The organism is Streptomyces sp. WAC06614 (genome assembly GCF_003949795.1).
Taxonomy (GTDB): Bacteria; Actinomycetota; Actinomycetes; order Streptomycetales; family Streptomycetaceae; genus Streptomyces.
Genome location: NZ_RPRY01000154.1, coordinates 1 through 16,669 on the forward strand (window position 1 = coordinate 1; position 16,669 = coordinate 16,669).

Consider the following 16,669-nt stretch of genomic DNA (forward strand, 5'->3'; position numbering starts at 1 on the left):
GCGGTCCGGTAATCGTCCGGTGGGGCCGACGAGTTGTCGGGTCCTCGCGCCCCGCGGGCCGCTGCCGGGGCGCGAGGACCCGACAACTCGTCGGCCCCACCGGACGATTACCGGACCGCATGCCGATTGTGGGCTGCGTCACGTGCCACCAGAGTTGCCCGCCACACGTCGGGTAACGCAGCACGAACGGAAGAGGACGACATGTCCAACGGTTCCACCGGCACCCCCCGATCCACCCCAGAGGCCCGACCGCCCCGGGCGGCCCGGCCCGCCGGCGAGGTCCAGCGCCTCAAGGCGAACTCCGTCGGCCTGGTCGGCGTCGTCTTCATGGCCGTCGCCACGGCCGCGCCCATCACGGCCATGACCGGCAACCTCCCCATCGCGGTCGGCTTCGGCAACGGCACCGGAGCCCCCGCCGGTTACCTCTTCGCCACCGTCGTCCTGACCGTCTTCGCGGTCGGCTACGTGGCCATGGCCAAGCGCATCACCGCCGCCGGCGCCTTCTACGGGTACATCTCCCACGGCCTGGGCCGGATCGCCGGCATGGCCTCGGGCATGCTCGCCGTCCTCGCGTACATCGTCTTCGAGGCCTCGATCGTCGGCGTCTTCTCGTACTTCGCCCGCACCACCGTGAAGGACCAGCTCGGGGTCGACCTCCCGTGGGTCCTGTACGCGGCCGCGATGCTCGCCGTCACCGCCGTCCTCGCGCACTTCGACATCAACCTGACCGCCAAGGCCCTCGGCGTGATGCTGGTGGCCGAGATCGCGGTCCTGTTCGCCGTCGCCACCGCCGTGCTGGTCGCGGGCGGCGGGCCCGACGGGATCCCCGTCGAGCCGGTGAACCCCAAGAACGCCTTCACCGGCACCTCCGCCGGACTCGGACTCTTCTTCGCCTTCTGGTCCTGGGTCGGCTTCGAGTCCACCGCCATGTACGGCGAGGAGTCCCGCGACCCCAAGCGGGTCATTCCCAAGGCCACGCTGATCTCCGTGGTCGGCGTCGGCCTCTTCTACATCTACGTCTCCTGGATGACCATCGCCGGCAACGGCCTGGCCGCGTCCGTGGAGCTGTCCGCCTCCACCGGCCCGCTCGACCTGTTCTTCGCCCCCACCCGGCACTTCATCGGCGCCTGGGCCGTCGACGCCTTCCAGTGGCTGCTGCTCACCGGCTCGTTCGCCTGCGGGATGGCCTTCCACCAGTGCGCCGCCCGCTACCTGTACGCCATCGGCCGCGAGGGCTTCCTGCACCCGGCGCTCGGCCGGACCCACGCGCGGCACGGCTCCCCCTACGTCGCCTCGGTCGTGCAGACGGTCATCGCGGTGGCCCTGGTCGCCGGCTTCTGGCTCACCGGCCAGGACCCGTACCTGCACCTGTACACGCTGCTGGCGATCCTGGGCACCATGGCGATCCTGATCGTCCAGACCCTGTGCTCCTTCGCCGTCATCGGCTACTTCCGCCGCAACCACCCCGAGGACCGGCACTGGTTCCGGACCTTCACCGCGCCGCTGCTCGGCGGGATCGGGATGACCGCCGTCGTGGTCCTGCTCGTCGTCAACATGGAGACCGCGGCCGGGGCCGCCGCCGATTCCCTCTTCTTCAAGCTGATCCCGTGGATCGTCGGCACGGTCTTCTTCGGCGGACTGGGCCTGGGCCTCTGGCTGCGGGCCAAGGCGCCCGAGCGCTACGAGGTCATCGGCCGGATCGTCCTGGAGGACGCCGCCGAGCGCGCCGACGCCGGTACGCCGCCCGGTACCGACGGCACCCCCGGCCTCTCCCCGTCCCCCGCGAACGCCTGATCCGCGAAGGAGTCCCGCCATGGCCCGAACGCCCCTGATGCACGCACTGCGCCGGCTCGCCGCCGATCACGCCACCGCCCACCGCCTGCGCCTGCCCGTCGCCGACGTGCGCGGCCTCGACCGCCGCGAGCTGATGCGGCGGGCGGCCGCCCTCGGCCTCGGCGCCGCCGTGGCGGGTGCGGCCGCCGCTCCGGCCCACGCCGCCCCCGCACCCGCGCCCGACGGCAAGAGACCCCTGGGGGCCCGCGTCGCCGTGGTCGGCGCGGGCATCGCCGGACTCACCGCCGCGCTGACCCTCCAGGACGCCGGCATCCCCTGTACCGTCTACGAGGCCAACCCCGACCGGGTCGGCGGCCGGATGTGGACGCAGCGCGGCCACTGGGCGTACGGGCAGACCTCCGAGATCGGCGGCGAGCTGATCGACACCAGCCACAAGAAGATCCTGGAGCTGTGCCGCCGCTTCGGCCTGCCCACCGAGGACTTCCTCGGCGGCGGCCCCAACGGTGCCGAGGAAGTCCTGTGGTTCGACGGGACCTACTACTCCCGCACCCAGGCCGACGACGACTTCAAGGCCGTCTACCAGCAACTGCGCCGCGACGTACAGGAGTCCGGCGAGGTGTCCTGGAACTCCACCACTCCCGCCGGCACGGCCCTGGACAACATGACCCTGTACGAGTGGATCGAGAGCCGGGTCCCCGGCGGACATTCCTCGCGGCTCGGCCGCTTCATCGACGTGGCCTACAACGTCGAGTACGGGGCCGACACCACCGACCAATCGGCCCTCGCACTGGTCCTGCTGATGGGCTATCAGCCCAACCCGGGGAACTTCAACGTGTGGGGCCTGTCCAACGAGCGCTACCACATCGTCGGCGGCAACGACCGGCTGCCGAACGCCATCGCCGCCGCCCTGCCGGCCGGTTCGATCGTCATGGGCCGCCGCCTGGTCGCCGTACGCGCCAACGCCGACGGCACCCAGACCCTCACCTTCGACGACTCCGGCGCCACCCGCACCGTCGTGGCCGACCACACCGTCCTGTGCCTGCCGCTGCCGGTCCTCCAGGGCATCGACACCTCCGCGGCCGGTTTCGACCCGCTCATGAAGAACCTGCTGCGCGACGCCCGGATGGGCGCCTGCACCAAGCTCAACATGCAGTTCACCGCCCGTCCGTGGCGCGGCACCGGCTCGTGGCCGGGGGTGTCGGCGGGCGACTGCTTCACCGATACCGAGGTGCAGCAGACCTGGGACACCACCAAGGTCCAGCCCGGCACCGGCGGCATCCTGCTCCAGTACGGCGGCGGGACCCTGGCGCGCTCCCTGGCCCCCGCCACCCCGTTCGCCACCGAGTCCGACCCGTACGTCCGCGCCCTCGCCGGCCGCATGCTCACCGGCATCGACGCCTTCTTCCCCGGCACCAAGGCCGCCTGGACCGGCCGGGCCCAGCTCTCCGCCTGGCACCGCAACCCGTACTCGCTGGGCGCGTACTCGTACTGGCCGACGGGCTACCTGCACCGGTACGCGAAGTACGAGGGCACCGCGCAGGGCAACGTGCACCTGTCGGGCGAGCACTGCAGCTACGACTTCCAGGGCTTCATGGAGGGCGGGGCCACCGAGGGCGAGCGGGCGGCCCGGGAGGTGATCGCCGCCCTGACCTGATCCCCCGGCACCGGTCCGCCCCGCGCCGGCCCGGGCTGCTCAGCCCGGGCCGTCCGCGCCGCGCCTCCTGCGCCCCCGGCCCCACCACCGCCGGCCGGCCAGGCGGCGGAGTCGGCCCGGGCGGAGGGCGGCGGCATGGTGGTCGAGCTCCTGCATCAGCCGTTCGGAGCGTTTCTCGACGTCCAGCTCGTCGAGGACCCGGTCGATCTCGGCGAGGAGCGCGCCCTGGAGCTGCCACTGCGCCGGGCTCTCGCGGGTGGCGGCGAGCAGCAGGTCCGCCAGCCGGTCGCGGTGGGCCCGGGCCACGGCCAGCTCCGCGGTGAGCCGGGCCTCCGCCTCCTGCGCGTTGGCGCTGACCTGCGCGGTGATCAGCTGGGCGAAGCTCTCGACGGCGACGCCCGTGTGGTGCAGGACGTGCCGCAGGACGGTCGCGGTCCCGTCCTCGAAGAGCGGGGCGTCGGGGCGTGCCTTGGCCAGGTCGGTCAGGGTCCGGCAGGCGACCCGGAGCACGACCGCGCAGATCTCCAGCGTGTCCAGGCCGGTGCGCAGCACCAGCCGGAACAGCAGGCCCTCCTTGACCCGCGGGTTGAGCCGGAGGCTGTCCTCGGCCTGCCGCAGCGCGGCGTCGACCTGGGCGATGTCGTTGTCGAGCCGTCGGGCCTCGTGCAGCCGGGCCGCGGCCTGCGCCACCTTGGCGGGGCCGACGGGCTCCTCGCCGAGGTGGTGCAGCAGCCGGCTCATGCGTTGCGCCAGGTCGGTGATCGCCGCGCCGGCCGGGCCCACCCACACGGGCGGTGCCATGAGCAGGTTGACCAGCAGTCCCACGACCGCGCCGATGAGGGTCTCCAGTACGCGGTCCCAGGCGGTGTCGGCGACCTGGGTGACGCCGAGCACGAGCATGGCGCTGATCGCGACCTCGGGCACGAACTCGTCGACGCGGACCAGATGGCCGACCACCAGGGAGGCCAGGATCAGCAGGCCCAGGCTCCACCAGGTCAGGCCCACCAGCACGCTGAACCCGATCGCGATCAGGACCCCCACGACCACGGAGTTCACTCTGCGGATGCTGGTGGTGAGCGTGGAGTACAGGGTGACCTGGACGACGAGCAGGGCCGTCAGCGGGGCGGTCAGCGGGCTGGGCTCGCTGCTGAGCCGGAGCGCCACGACGTAGCTGATGACGGCCGCGGCGGTGGACCGCAGAGCCTGTACGGCGACCGGTTCGCGGCGGCGCCGGGCGACCCGGGTGGCGAGGGTGCTGATCGTTTCGGGCATATCGGGGCGCTTTCCCCGGGCGGCGCCGGATGACGCCTGGTGGGGCCGGGTTTTCGCCGGAGCGGACCGGGCCGGTGGGCCGGGTGCCGCTCGGTCGGGCGGACGGACCGCCCGGATGCGGGCCTGCGGGAGGCGCCGCACCATGACCGTGGGCGTGCTGGCGCGTCCCGCGTACCCGTGTCTCCCGAGTCCCCGAGTCCCCGAGTCCCCGGCGAGAGGTGACGGCCATGTCGGTGCTGGTGCTGGTACGCCATGCCAAGGCCGTGCCGAAGGACGAACCCGTCGAGGACTTCGACCGGCCCCTGAGCAGCCGCGGCCAGGCCGATGCGCCGCTGACCGGCCGGTGGCTGGCGGAATCCGGCGTGGAGGCGACCCTGGCGCTGTGCTCACCCTCGCTCAGGACCCGGGAGACCTGGCAGCTGATCGCCCCGGCCCTGGCCGAGGCGCCGCCCGTGGTCTACGACGAGCGGCTCTACAACGCGCCCCCGCAGCGGCTGGTCACCGTATTGGCCGAGCGCGGCGGACAGCTGGGGTCCCTGCTGCTGGTCGGGCACAATCCGGGGCTGCACGAGCTGGCCTCGGCGCTGTGCGGGACCGGCCCGAAGAAGCTGGTCGAGCGGCTGCGGTCCGGGTTCCCGACCTCGGGTGCGGCGGTGCTGGAGCTGACCGGCGGCTGGGACGCCCTCAAGCCGGGGGCGGGGCGGCTGACGGAGTTCTGGTCGCCGTAGGGCCCCGGGGGCGCCGAGGTGTGGCGGGCCGCGGGGTGGGCAGACATCGCGTACGGGGCGTGAGCGACGGAGCCGCGCCCCGGCCAGCTGCCCGCCTCCCGCCGGGGCACCGGTCCGCCGGAACGGCTCAGCCCTGCCCGTCGGGGTGGCCGTCGGGGCCGATCCGGGAGCGGACCGTGGCGAGCAGGAGGGCGGGGTCCACCGGCTTGGTCACGTAGTCGGTCGCTCCGGCGGCCAGGGCGTCCTCGCGGTCGCCCGGCATGGCCTTGGCGGTGACCACGACGACCGGGAGGTCGGCGTGGCGGGGCATGGCCCGGATCGCCCGGGTGGCGGCGAAGCCGTCGAGGCCCGCCATCATCAGGTCCATGATCACCAGCGCGATGTCGGAGCGGGCGGCGAGGAGCTCGACCCCGTCCTTGCCGTTGTCGGCGGTCAGCACGCGGACGCCGTCGGCCTCCAGGATCTCGCAGAGGGCGAAGACGTTGCGCGCGTCGTCGTCGATGACGAGGACGGTCCGGCCGTACAGACCCGCCGACGGGCCGGCCTGCGGGGCCCGGGAGGGTTCGTCGGCACCGATGAGGAGACGGCGTTCCGGCGCGGCCGCCGACTTCTCCGGTGCCACGCGCTCGGGGAGGTACAGCGTGAAGAGGCTTCCCTCGCCCATCGTGCTCCGTACGGTGATCGCGCCCCCGAGCAGGCGGGCCACCTCCCGGCTGATGGACAGGCCGAGGCCGGTGCCGCCGTAGGCGCGGGCCGTGCCGCTGTCGCCCTGCTGGAAGGCGCCGAAGACGGACTCCAGCCGGTCCTCGGGGATGCCGATGCCGGTGTCCGTGACCCGGAAGGCGAGCACCGTGCCGACGGCGTCGCGCAGCGCGGTGGGGATCTCCTCCGCCGCCGCCTCGTCCACGCGGACCCGGACGCTGCCGGACTCGGTGAACTTCAGCGCGTTGGACACCAGGTTGCGCAGCACCTGGCGCAGTCGGCCCTCGTCCGTCGTGAGGTGCTCCCCGGTCCGGGGTGCGGCGTCGACGACGAACTCCAGCTTGCGCTGGTCCGCGACCGGCCGGAAGGTGGCGTCGACGTAGTCCAGGACGCGGTGCAGCATCACCGGTTCGGGGTGCACGTCCATCTTGCCGGCCTCGACCTTCGACAGGTCGAGGATGTCGTTGATGAGCTGGAGCAGGTCGGAGCCCGCCGAGTGGATGACGGTCGCGTAGTCCACCTGCTTCTCGGTGAGGTTGCCCTCCGCGTTCTGCGACAGCAACTGGGCGAGGATGAGCAGGCTGTTGAGCGGGGTGCGCAGCTCGTGGCTCATGTTGGCGAGGAACTCGGACTTGTACACCGAGGCCCGCGCCAGCTGCCGTGCGCGCTCTTCCAGTTCCTGGCGGGCCTGTTCGATCTCGCGGTTCTTGCCCTCGATGTCGCGGTTGCGTTCGGCCAGCAGGGCCGCCTTCTCCTCGAGTTCGGCGTTGCTGCTGCGCAGCTCCAGCTGACCGGCCTGCAGCTCCTGGGAACGGGTGCTGAGCTGCGAGGTCAACTCCTGCGAGCGCTCCAGCAGTTCGTCGGTGCGGGCATGGGCGACCAGCGAGCTGACGTTGGCTCCGAGCAGCTCGACGAACTGCTCCAGGAAGTCCCGGTGCAGCGGGACGAACGGGTGGACGGCGGCCATCTCCAGCGCACCGAGCACCTGTCCCTCGACGACGATGGGCAGCACGATCAGGAACCGCGGATCGGTCGAACCGGTGCCCGAGCTGACGGTCGCGTAGCCGGGCGGCAGTTCGGCCACCACGACCACCTTCCCGTCGCGCGCCGCCTGCCCGACCAGCGACTGGCCCACGTGGAACCGGCGCGGCCGGTCAGCCGGGGCGTCCGGGAGACCGTACGAGGCCAGCGCGACGAGTTCCTGGCCGTCGGGGCCGTCCTGGGAGAGGAAGAAGCTGCCGTACTGGGCACCGACCAACGGCGGGACCTCGCGCATGATCAGCTCGGCGACCGCGGGCAGGCTGCGGCGGCCCTGGATGCCGCCCGAGACCCGGGCGAGCTGGGTCTTGAGCCAGTCCTGCTCCTCGTTGGCGCGGGTGGTGATGCGCAGGGACTCGACCATGGCGTTGATGTTGTCCCTGAGCTCCCCGACCTCGCCGGGGGCCTCCACCGCGACGGTCCGGGTCAGGTCGCCGCGGGCGACCGCGCTGGTGACCTCGGCGATGGCCCGTACCTGCCGGGTCAGGTTGCCGGCGAGTTCGTTGACGTTCTCGGTCAGGCGCCGCCAGGTGCCGGAGACGTCGGCGACCTCGGCCTGCCCGCCGAGCCGGCCCTCGGTGCCCACTTCGCGGGCCACCCGGGTGACCTCCGCGGCGAACGAGGACAGCTGGTCGACCATCGTGTTGATGGTCGTCTTCAGCTCCAGGATCTCGCCGCGGGCGTCGACGTCGATCCGCCGCGTGAGGTCGCCCTGGGCCACGGCGGTGGTGACCTGGGCGATGTTGCGGACCTGGTTGGTGAGGTTGTTCGCCATCGAGTTGACGTTGTCGGTGAGGTCCTTCCAGGTGCCCGACACTCCGTGGACGGTGGCCTGGCCGCCGAGTTTGCCGTCGGTGCCGACCTCGCGGGCGACCCGGGTGACCTCCTCCGCGAAGGAGGACAGCCGGTCGACCATCGTGTTGATGGTCTCCTTGAGCTCCAGGATCTCGCCCCGCGCGTCCACCCAGATCTTCTGGGTGAGGTCGCCGCGGGCGACCGCGGTGGCGATCTGGGAGATGTTGCGCACCTGGGAGGTCAGGTTGTCGGCCATGCTGTTGACGCCGTCGATCAGCTCCCGCCAGACCCCGCCGGCGGGCGGCACCCGGGCCTGTCCGCCGAGCCGGCCCTGACCGCCGACCTCCTGCGCCACCCGGGTCACTTCGGTCGTCACCTGCGAGAGCTGGACGACCATGCCGTTGTAGACCGCGGCGATCTGCCCGGGCAGGCCGGGGAGGCCCTCGGGGAGCCGGGTGTCCAGATTGCCGTCACGGACGGCCTTGAGCCCGGTGAGCAGCTGTTCCAGCGTGCGTTCCGTTTCGTTCATGGCCGGCCTCGATCGGTGCGGTACTCCCACTGTGGCACGGAAGCGGATGCCGTGTCCGGGGCCGGCGCCGGGGCGCCGGCCGCTCACGCGACCTGGACGACCACGAGGCTGGTGTCGTCGTCGGTGTCGCCGATGACCTCGGCCATGAGGTGGTCCGCCTGCTGCTCCACGGGGCCGGGCGGCAGGGCCTCGGCGGCCCGGCCGAGGGCGGCCAGGCCCTCGTCCAGCCCCGAGTTGCGGCGTTCGACGAATCCGTCGGTGTAGAGGAGCAGGGTGTCTCCGGGGCGCAGCCGGGTGACCGTCTCCGCGTACGTCCGGCCCGCCTCGGCCCCGCACAGGAGGTTGGGCGGCCCGTCGAGGAACCGGGCGCGGCCACCGCGCAGCAGCAGCGGCGGCAGGTGGCCGGCGCTGGACCAGCGCAGGCAGTGGTCGGACGGGTCGAACAGGGCGCAGACGGCGGTGGCCGTGGGCCGGTCCGCGGCGTGCAGGGTCACCTCGTTCAGCCACGCCATGAGCCGGCCGGGCGGGCTGCCGGTGAAGGCCAGGCCGTGCAGCGCGCCGCGCAGGGCGATCATGGCGGTGGCGGCCCCGATCCCATGGCCGGCGATGTCACCGACGGTGACCAGCACCGTGCCGTCGGGCAGGGCCTGTACGTCGTACCAGTCGCCACCGACCCGGTGCTCCGCCACGGCCGGCCGGTACCGGGCGGCGACGCTCAGCCCCGGCGCCCTCACCAGGGCGGGGGCCTCGGGGACGATGGCGTGCTGGAGTTGGAGGACCAGCGCATTGCGCACGGCGGCCTCGTCCGCGGCGGCGGAGAGCCGGTCGAAGGTCGCGGTGAGGGCCGGCTCGGTGCGGTGCTGGGCGGAGACGTCCTGGTAGACCCCGGCGACGCCGGCCAGGACGCCGCCCGCCAGGACGGGCTCGACGCTGATCCGCACGTGCCGCATCCCGCCCTCGGCCCGGTAGACCCGGACCAGGATCTCGCCCCCGGTGTGCCGCTCGGCGAGGGCGGTGAGCAGGGCGTCCAGCCGGGGCCCGTCCTCCTGGTGCAGCCGCTTGCCCAGGTGCCGCAGCGGCACCGGCGGCACTCCGGGGGCCAGCCCGAAGATCTCGTACGCCGCCGGACCCCAGCGGGAGCCGTCCGCGTGGTCGTCCTCGAAGGTGGCCAGGCGCTCCAGGCGGTCGATCGCCCCGGTCACGGGCGAGGTGCCCGCGCCCCCGGTGTGCCACAGCACGGCGGCGCGCCCGTGGCCCAGCGGGACCACCCGGACCTGGGCCATGACGGCCGTCCCGGCCCCGGCGGGCGCGCCCGCCGGGGCCCGGGGGCGGGGCAGCAGCGGGGCGTACTGGGTGGCGCCCGTCGCGCAGGCGCTGGCCACCAGCCCGGACAGTTCCGCGTGGACGGCCGGGTAGAGCTGGACGACCGGCCGGCCGGCGGGGGCGGGCAGCGGGCCGAGGGCGCGCAGCGCGGCGGGGTTGAGGTGGTCCACCACGTGCTCGGGTCCGTCCCGCGGGCCGCCCGTGCCGCTGTCGTCGTCGGTCCGTACGACGACGGCCGGCTGGTCGAGCTGCGCCAGCACCGCCGCCAGGTGCGGGGGGAGGTCGGGGCCCGCCTCGGAGCCGTCCAGGAGGTGGCCGGCGGAGCGGCACAGGGCGGTGACGGTCGCCCGGGTGGGCTCGTCCAGCGGTGCGGGGGCGGGCCAGACGACCAGGGCGATGCCGGTGGGCCGGTCGTCGCGCCGGAGCGGGACCAGGGCACGTGCCGCGTCGGGCGCGGGCCCGGGCAGGCGCCCCGCGACTCCGGGCCCCCGGGGGAACCACACCGGTACGCCGCCCAGGAGGATCCGGTGCAGCGGTCCCGCGGCCTCGGGCACCACCCAGTGCCAGTGCCGGACCTCCTGCGGCTCGGCCCCGGCGTGCCCGGCCAGTTGCAGACAGTCGGACGCCATGAGGCGCCAGAGGTAGACGGCCTGGGCGCCCCGGTGGCGCAGGCCGCCTTCGAGCAGGCCGGCGGCGGCTCCGGTCGCGGTGTCGGACACTGCCGCGGAGTGGACGGCGCGGCGGATGCGCCGGGCGTCGGACGGGGAGGGCTCGTGCGGTGAGGGGGCGCGCTCGGCCGCGGTCGCCCCGCTCGCGCCGTCGACGACGTCGGCGGCGAAGTCCACGGTGCTCAGTCCGGTGGAGGCGGCCAGCCGCACCAGGTGGTCCCCCGCGGCCGGCGGGGACAGCGCGAGCTGGTCGACGAGGATGCCGGTGGCCAGGTCGATGAGCCGGCGCCGGGCCCGGTCGGCGTGGAGCGCGGCGAGTTCGGCCGTCAGATCCGCGACGGCCCCGGCCAGTCCGTTGCGGAACGTGCCGACGGAACTCTCGAATCCGGTCATCTCGGCACCTCCGCTACGCGGCGGCTGCCCCGGCACTCACCGGATCATGCCGTACGGGACCTCCTACGCGTCCGGTGTCCGTACCTGCGCGATCCAGCCGTAGGGGAGCTCGTCCCCGTCCACGGTCACGGCTTCGACGGCGCCGGTCCGCGGGTCGATGTCGGCCTGGACGCCGTCCCCCTCGTAGCGCGGGTAGCCCGACGCGCCGACGGCTCCGGTGGCCTCCACCACGGCGGTGCGCAGCACCGCGTCGGCGGACTCCGGCTGCACGGCGCCGGGCGGGCCGGGGTGCAGCACGACGGTGTACCGGTCGGGGGCGGGGGCTGAGGCAGTCACGGCCCCAGGCTAGTGGCGGTCCCGGGCCCCGGCGGGGAGGCACGACGGCGCCACCGCCGGCAGGGGCGGGCCGGGTCCGGTGCCGCCCGCGGGTTTCCCCTGCCCGTGGCGGGGAAGGCGCCGGGGACCTCCGGCCGGGGCCGCTCGGCCTGCCCGCAGACGACGCGAACGGAGCTGGTGACATGAACGTGGACCGCAGTCGTTCCCGGTCCGCTCCCGACCCGGAACGCCTCCTCACCCTCTACCTGAACGACCATCTCGCGGGTGCGGGCGGCGGCCGTGCCCTGGCCCGGCGCACCGCCCGCGCGCAGCGCGGTACCCCGGCGGGGCCCCGCCTGGCGGCGCTCGCGGAGGAGATCGCCGAGGACCGCGAGAGCCTCCTGGAGGTCATGACCGCTCTCGACGTGCCGGTGATGCGCACCAAGGACGTGATGGTCCGGCTCGCGGAGCGGGCGGGCCGGGTCAAGCCGAACGGCCGGCTGCTCACCCGCTCCCCGCTGAGCGACCTCCTGGAACTGGAGGCGCTGAAGCTGGGCGTGGAGGGCAAGCTCGCGCTGTGGCGCGCCCTGCGGAACCTCGCCGAGGCCGACGCCCGTCTGGACCCGGTGGCCATGGGCCGCCTCGCCGCCCGCGCGGAACGGCAGGCCAGGGTCCTGGAGGACCTGCGCATGGCGGTGGTCGACCGGACCCTTGTCCCTGCCGCAGGCCCGGCGCGGCGTACCGCCCGCGGTGTGCTCGGGACGGCGGGGTGGGCGTCGTGAGGGTCGTGGTCACCGGCGCGACCGGCAACGTGGGCACCAGCGTGGTCCGTGCGCTGGCGTCCGACCCAGCGGTCACGGACGTGGTCGGTCTCGCCCGCCGGAAGCCCGGCCTGCGGATCCCCGGCGTGCGGTGGGCCGCCGCCGACATCGACCCCGGCGGGGCCGACCTCGCCGGGATCCTCTCCGGCGCGGACGCCGTCGTCCACCTCGCGTGGAAGTTCCGGCCCACGCACGACCCGGTGGAGACCTGGCGCACCAACGTGCTGGGCAGCGTACGGGTCTTCGAGGCCTGCGCCCGTGCCGGCGTACGCACCCTGGTGCACGCCTCCTCGATCGGCGCGTACTCCCCCGGACCGCAGGACGGACGTCCCGTGGACGAGTCCTGGCCCACGCACGGCTGGCCCGGAGCCGCGTACACCCGGGAGAAGTCCTACCTGGAACGCTACTTGGACGGCTTCCAGCTCAGCCATCCGGACCTGCGGGTGGTCCGGATGCGGCCGGCGTTCCTCTTCAAGGAGGCGTCCGCGTCCGAGCAGCGGCGGATCTTCGCCGGGCCGCTCCTGCCCTGGTGGCTCGTCCGGCCGAGCCTGGTGCCGGCGCTGCCCGCCGTGAACGGGCTCCGGTTCCAGGCCCTGCATACGGAGGACGCCGCGCAGGCGTACCGGGCGGCCGTGCTGCGGCCGGTCCGCGGTCCGTTCAACCTGGTGGCGGACCCCGTGCTGGACACGGCGGCGGTGGCACGGCTGCTGCACGCCGGAACCGTGCCCCTGCCGCCCGCGGTCGCCCGCCTGGGTCTGACCGCGGCCTGGCGGATGCACCTCGTGCCGGCCACGCCGGGGCTGCTGGACGCCGTCCTGCGGCTGCCGTTGCTCGACGCGGGCCGGGCCAGGGAGGAGCTCGGCTGGGTGCCATCCCGTACGGCGACCGAGGCGGTCGGGGCGTTCCTCAAGGGGCTCCGCGAAGGAGCCGGCCTGGACACCGCCCCGCTCGCCCCGGCGCGCTGAATCACGTCAGCGCGGCGAGCTCGGCGTCGGCGCGCCGGGCGACCAGGGCGAGGACGCGGCCGGCGGCGGCCAGGTCCTCCTCCGGTATGCCGCCCCAGATCCGGGCGGTGTACGGCGCGGCCTCCGCGGCGGCGGTGGTGAGCAGCTCGCGGCCCGCCTCTGTGGCGCGCAGGTGCCCGCCGTCCGCCACGAGCAGCCCCTTGGCCAGGAGTGCGTCGAACGTGGCGCGCAGGTCGGCCGGATCGGCCTTGAGGGTGCCGCGGACCTGGGCGACCAGCTCGTCGCGCGTCCGCGGGGCGTCGGCGCCGGCCGCGGCGCGCAGGGCGATCTGCTGCTGGAACGTCATGCCGTGCCGGGCCAGGACGACTTCCAGGACGCCCCGGGCCGCGTAGTGGGCCAGGCCGAGGGCACGGGCGTCGGCGAGGGGCGCCGATGCGGAAGACGCGGCGGGAGTGGTGGGGGTGGAAGCGGCGGTCGTGGTGGTCATGGTGAGGTCCCCTTCGTGCTCGTGTCGTTCGGTACGGGTGGAGCGAGAGGTACGTCGAGCAGGGCCGTCAGCTCGTCGGTGAACGCCCGCGTGCGCGGGGCGTCGAGGCCGCCGAGCGGCTCCAGGAGCTGCTGGAGCAGTTCCTGGACCACCGCGACGGCCTGCCGGGTGACGGCCCGGCCCTGCTCGGTGAGGGCGAGCTGGACGGCGCGCGGGTCCCGGGGGTCCCGGGTGCGCTCGATCAGCCCGGCCGACTCCAGGGCGCGCGCCAGCTTGGAGACGTACAGCGCCTCCATCCCGGTGTGGTCGGCGAGCCGGCGCTGACTGGGCCGCTCCCCTGCGTGCTGGATGCCGTGCAACGACGCGACGAGCGAGTACTGCGCATGCGTGAGACCCAGGGGGGCCAGCGCGCGGTCCACGGCGACGCGCCACTTGTTGGCGAGCCGCCAGACCAGGAAGCCGGGCGTGGGGCCCGGAGAACTGTTGCCCATGCGAAATAGAGTACATGGCTACTATCGCCATGGCTACTGTCCGCCCGGGACAGACGGCCTACGGAAATGAGACCGGTTCGCGGTGTACGCCTCCGGCGGTGCCGGTGGCGCGGGCACGATGCTCCCCGCAGCGCCGTCCCACCGACACAGCCGCGCGGAGGCCCGATGGACCGTTCCCCCGACCCCTCACCGGAGCCTGAGCCGGGCGGCGGCGCCACCGCCCGGGAGGAGTTCGCCGCGGAGCTGACCCGGCTCCGGGAGAAGGCCGGACTGACCGTGCGCACGCTCGCCGCCCGCGTGGAGTCGCCGGGCGCGCACACCACCATCGGCGGCTGGTTCGCCGGCCAGAGCCTGCCCTCGATCAGTTCGCTGCCGCTGTTCCGCCGGGTGCTGGACGAGCTGGGCGTGGCCGGGCCCGCCGAGACCGGGCGCTGGCTGGAGCGCCTGGCCGACCTGCGCCGGACCCGTACCCCGCGGGCGGCCCGTGGCGTCGTGCCGTACCGGGGGCTGGCCGGGTTCGAGGAGCACCACGCCGACTGGTTCTTCGGCCGGGACCGGCTCCGGGACGTGGTGGTCGAGCGGCTGCTCGCCCACGGTGCCGGCTTCCCGCACCTGCTGGTCGGCGCCTCCGGGTCGGGCAAGTCGTCCCTGCTGCGGGCCGGGGTGCTGCCGGCGCTGCGCGGGGCGCACGGGTTCGTCCCCTGCCTGATCACCCCGGGCAGGGCCCCGGCCACCACGCTGTCCCGGGCCGTGGCGGCGCTGACGGCCGGGCCGGGCACGACGCACGGAGCGGACGGGCCGGGCACGACGCACGGAGCGGACGGGCCGGGTGCGACGCACGAGGTGGACGGGCCGGATGCGGCACGGGCGGTGGACGGGCCGGATGCGGCGCGGGCGGTGGACGGGCTGGAGCGGTGGGCGGAGCGGGAAGGGGTGCGGGTCCTCGTGGCCGTGGACCAGTTCGAGGAGGTGTTCACCACCTGCAAGGAGCCCGCGGAACGCGACCGGTTCCTGCGCCGCCTGGCCGCGCTCCCCTCCTCCCGGGTGCACGTCGTCGGCGCCCTGCGGGCCGACTTCTACGCCCCGGCCCTGCAGGAACCCGCTCTCGCCACGGCCCTGCAACGCGGTCAGATCGTCGTCGGGGCCCTCACCCCCGAGGAGATCCGCAGCGCCGTGCACGGACCGGCGGCCAAGGCCGGGCTCACCGTGGACGAGGGCTTCGCCGACGTGCTCGCCGCCGACCTGCGCGACTCGGGCGTCGGCGGCCTGCCGCTGCTCTCGCACGCGCTGCTGTCCACCTGGGAGCGCGGGCGCGGCGCCGTGCTCACCCTCGCCGACTACCGGGCCGGCGGCGGGATGTCGGCCGCAGTGTCGGCCAGCGCGGAGGAGGCGTACGCGGAACTGACCGAGGGCCAGCGCGCCCTCGCCCGGACCCTGTTCCTGCGCATGGTCGCGGTCGGCGACGGCGTGCCGGACACCCGCCGGGTCCTCCCCCTGCCCGGTCCGGCGGCGGCGCCCGCCGACGGGTCCCTGGACGACCGGGCCGCGCAGGTCTACGAGGTGCTGGAGTGGTTCGTCGACCGGCGCCTGGTCACGCTGGACGGGGACGGCGCCCGCATCACCCACGAGGCGCTGCTGACCGCCTGGCCGCGCCTGCACGGCTGGATCGAGGAGGACCGGTCCGGCCACCTGGTGCGGCAGGACCTGACCCGGGACGCGGAGCGCTGGCGGTCGGCGGACGAGGAGCCCTCGCTGCTGTACCGGGGCACCCGTCTGGCCCTGGCCGCACGCTGGGCCGAACGCAGCGCAGGGGCCCACGAACTGACCGGGCCGGAGGCCGCCTTCCTCGCGGCGAGCCGCACCGCGGAGGAGCAGCGGGCCCGCCGGGACCGGCGGCACACCCGGCGCCTGCGGCAGCTGCTGGCGCTGCTGACCGTGCTCGCCACGGTCGCCGGCGGGCTGGCGACCGTCGCCCTGGTGCAGCGCCGGGACGCCGAGCAGCAGCGGAGGGTGGCCCTGTCCCGGCTGGTCGCGGCCCGTTCGGAACGGCTGCGGGGCAGCGACCTCGCGCTGGCCGCGCAGCTCAGCCTGGTGGCGTACCGGACGGCGCCGACGGCGGAGGCCCGGGCGGCGCTCACCGATGTCTCGGCCCTGCCGGCGGTCACCCGGCTGCTGGCCTTCCGCGGGGTGGTGCAGGCGGTCGCGCTCAGCCCGGACGGCCGCACCCTCGCCGCGGCCGGCCTGGACCGCACTGTCGCCCTGTGGGACCTGCGGGACGCAGCCCGGCCGCGGCGACTGGACACGCCGTCACCGGCGTTCGCGGACACCGTCTACGCCCTCGCGTTCAGCCCGGACGGCCGGCTCCTGGCAGCGGGCGCGGGGGACGGCACCGTACGGGTGTGGGAGCCGCCCGGCCCGACCACCGCCCCCGGCGGGGCGCTGCCGTCGGGGTCCGTGGCACCCACGGCGGCGATCGGGGGCCAGGGCGGGGCCGTGCTGAGGGGGCCGGCGTCCGCCGTGTACGGGCTGGCGTTCGCGCCGGACGGCGGCTCGCTCGCCGCCGCCTCCGCCGACGGCGGAGGCCCGGGCGGCGCTCACCGATGTCTCGGCCCTGCCGGCGGTCACCCGGCTGCTGGCCTTCCGCGGGGTGGTGCAGGCGGTCGCGCTCAGCCCGGACGGCCGCACCCTCGCCGC

General features: G+C 74.8%; 11 protein-coding genes and 1 pseudogene. 6 read left to right on the forward strand and 6 right to left on the reverse strand.

Features of this window, described 5'->3' with window-relative positions:
* The first annotated feature begins 327 nt into the window (after window positions 1-327).
* Both EF918_RS20795 and EF918_RS20800 read left to right on the forward strand, forming a co-directional pair.
* Window positions 328-1,794 (forward strand): APC family permease, encoded by a 1,467-nt coding sequence (locus tag EF918_RS20795; RefSeq protein WP_260610437.1) that lies wholly within the window; start codon window positions 328-330, stop codon window positions 1,792-1,794.
* A gap of 19 nt (window positions 1,795-1,813) precedes the next feature.
* Window positions 1,814-3,448 carry an NAD(P)/FAD-dependent oxidoreductase gene (locus tag EF918_RS20800; protein WP_125648694.1) on the forward strand — a complete coding sequence of 545 codons (1,635 nt, stop codon included), beginning with the start codon at window positions 1,814-1,816 and terminating at the stop codon, window positions 3,446-3,448.
* 39 nt (window positions 3,449-3,487) lie between these two features.
* On the opposite strand, the gene EF918_RS20805 is transcribed toward EF918_RS20800, so the two are convergent.
* Window positions 3,488-4,720, reverse strand: a complete 1,233-nt coding sequence (locus tag EF918_RS20805; protein WP_125648697.1) for an aromatic acid exporter family protein — start codon at window positions 4,718-4,720, stop codon at window positions 3,488-3,490.
* A gap of 227 nt (window positions 4,721-4,947) precedes the next feature.
* Between EF918_RS20805 and EF918_RS20810 the strand changes: the two genes are divergently transcribed.
* Window positions 4,948-5,448: a histidine phosphatase family protein gene (locus EF918_RS20810; protein WP_125648700.1), complete on the forward strand. Its 501-nt coding sequence runs from the start codon at window positions 4,948-4,950 to the stop codon at window positions 5,446-5,448.
* 127 nt (window positions 5,449-5,575) lie between these two features.
* On the opposite strand, the gene EF918_RS20815 is transcribed toward EF918_RS20810, so the two are convergent.
* From EF918_RS20815 to EF918_RS20825, 3 genes are all read right to left on the reverse strand, one after another.
* Complete coding sequence (locus EF918_RS20815; RefSeq protein ID WP_125648703.1) at window positions 5,576-8,512, reverse strand: HAMP domain-containing protein; 2,937 nt, start codon at window positions 8,510-8,512, stop codon at window positions 5,576-5,578.
* Window positions 8,513-8,595: 83 nt separating this feature from the next.
* Window positions 8,596-10,896 (reverse strand): SpoIIE family protein phosphatase, encoded by a 2,301-nt coding sequence (locus EF918_RS20820; protein ID WP_125648707.1) that lies wholly within the window; start codon window positions 10,894-10,896, stop codon window positions 8,596-8,598.
* Window positions 10,897-10,959: 63 nt separating this feature from the next.
* Window positions 10,960-11,166, reverse strand: a complete 207-nt coding sequence (locus EF918_RS20825; RefSeq protein ID WP_260610438.1) for a hypothetical protein — start codon at window positions 11,164-11,166, stop codon at window positions 10,960-10,962.
* A 248-nt stretch (window positions 11,167-11,414) separates the two neighbouring features.
* Between EF918_RS20825 and EF918_RS20830 the strand changes: the two genes are divergently transcribed.
* Window positions 11,415-11,993: a hypothetical protein gene (locus tag EF918_RS20830; RefSeq protein ID WP_221889731.1), complete on the forward strand. Its 579-nt coding sequence runs from the start codon at window positions 11,415-11,417 to the stop codon at window positions 11,991-11,993.
* Complete coding sequence (locus EF918_RS20835; protein ID WP_125648714.1) at window positions 11,981-12,997, forward strand: NAD-dependent epimerase/dehydratase family protein; 1,017 nt, start codon at window positions 11,981-11,983, stop codon at window positions 12,995-12,997. The genes EF918_RS20830 and EF918_RS20835 overlap by 13 nt, the downstream gene beginning before the upstream one ends.
* A gap of 1 nt (window position 12,998) precedes the next feature.
* Here EF918_RS20835 and EF918_RS20840 read toward each other — a convergent pair whose 3' ends face one another.
* The gene (locus tag EF918_RS20840; RefSeq protein WP_125648717.1) at window positions 12,999-13,484 is read right to left on the reverse strand and encodes a MarR family transcriptional regulator; all 486 of its coding nucleotides are present in this window, start codon (window positions 13,482-13,484) and stop codon (window positions 12,999-13,001) included.
* Window positions 13,481-13,975: a MarR family winged helix-turn-helix transcriptional regulator gene (locus EF918_RS20845; protein WP_125648720.1), complete on the reverse strand. Its 495-nt coding sequence runs from the start codon at window positions 13,973-13,975 to the stop codon at window positions 13,481-13,483. Before EF918_RS20845 ends, EF918_RS20840 begins: the two co-directional genes overlap by 4 nt.
* Before the next feature lie 165 nt (window positions 13,976-14,140).
* Here EF918_RS20845 and EF918_RS39095 point away from each other — a divergent pair.
* Window positions 14,141-16,669, forward strand: a pseudogene (locus tag EF918_RS39095) (hypothetical protein); the annotation flags it as partial.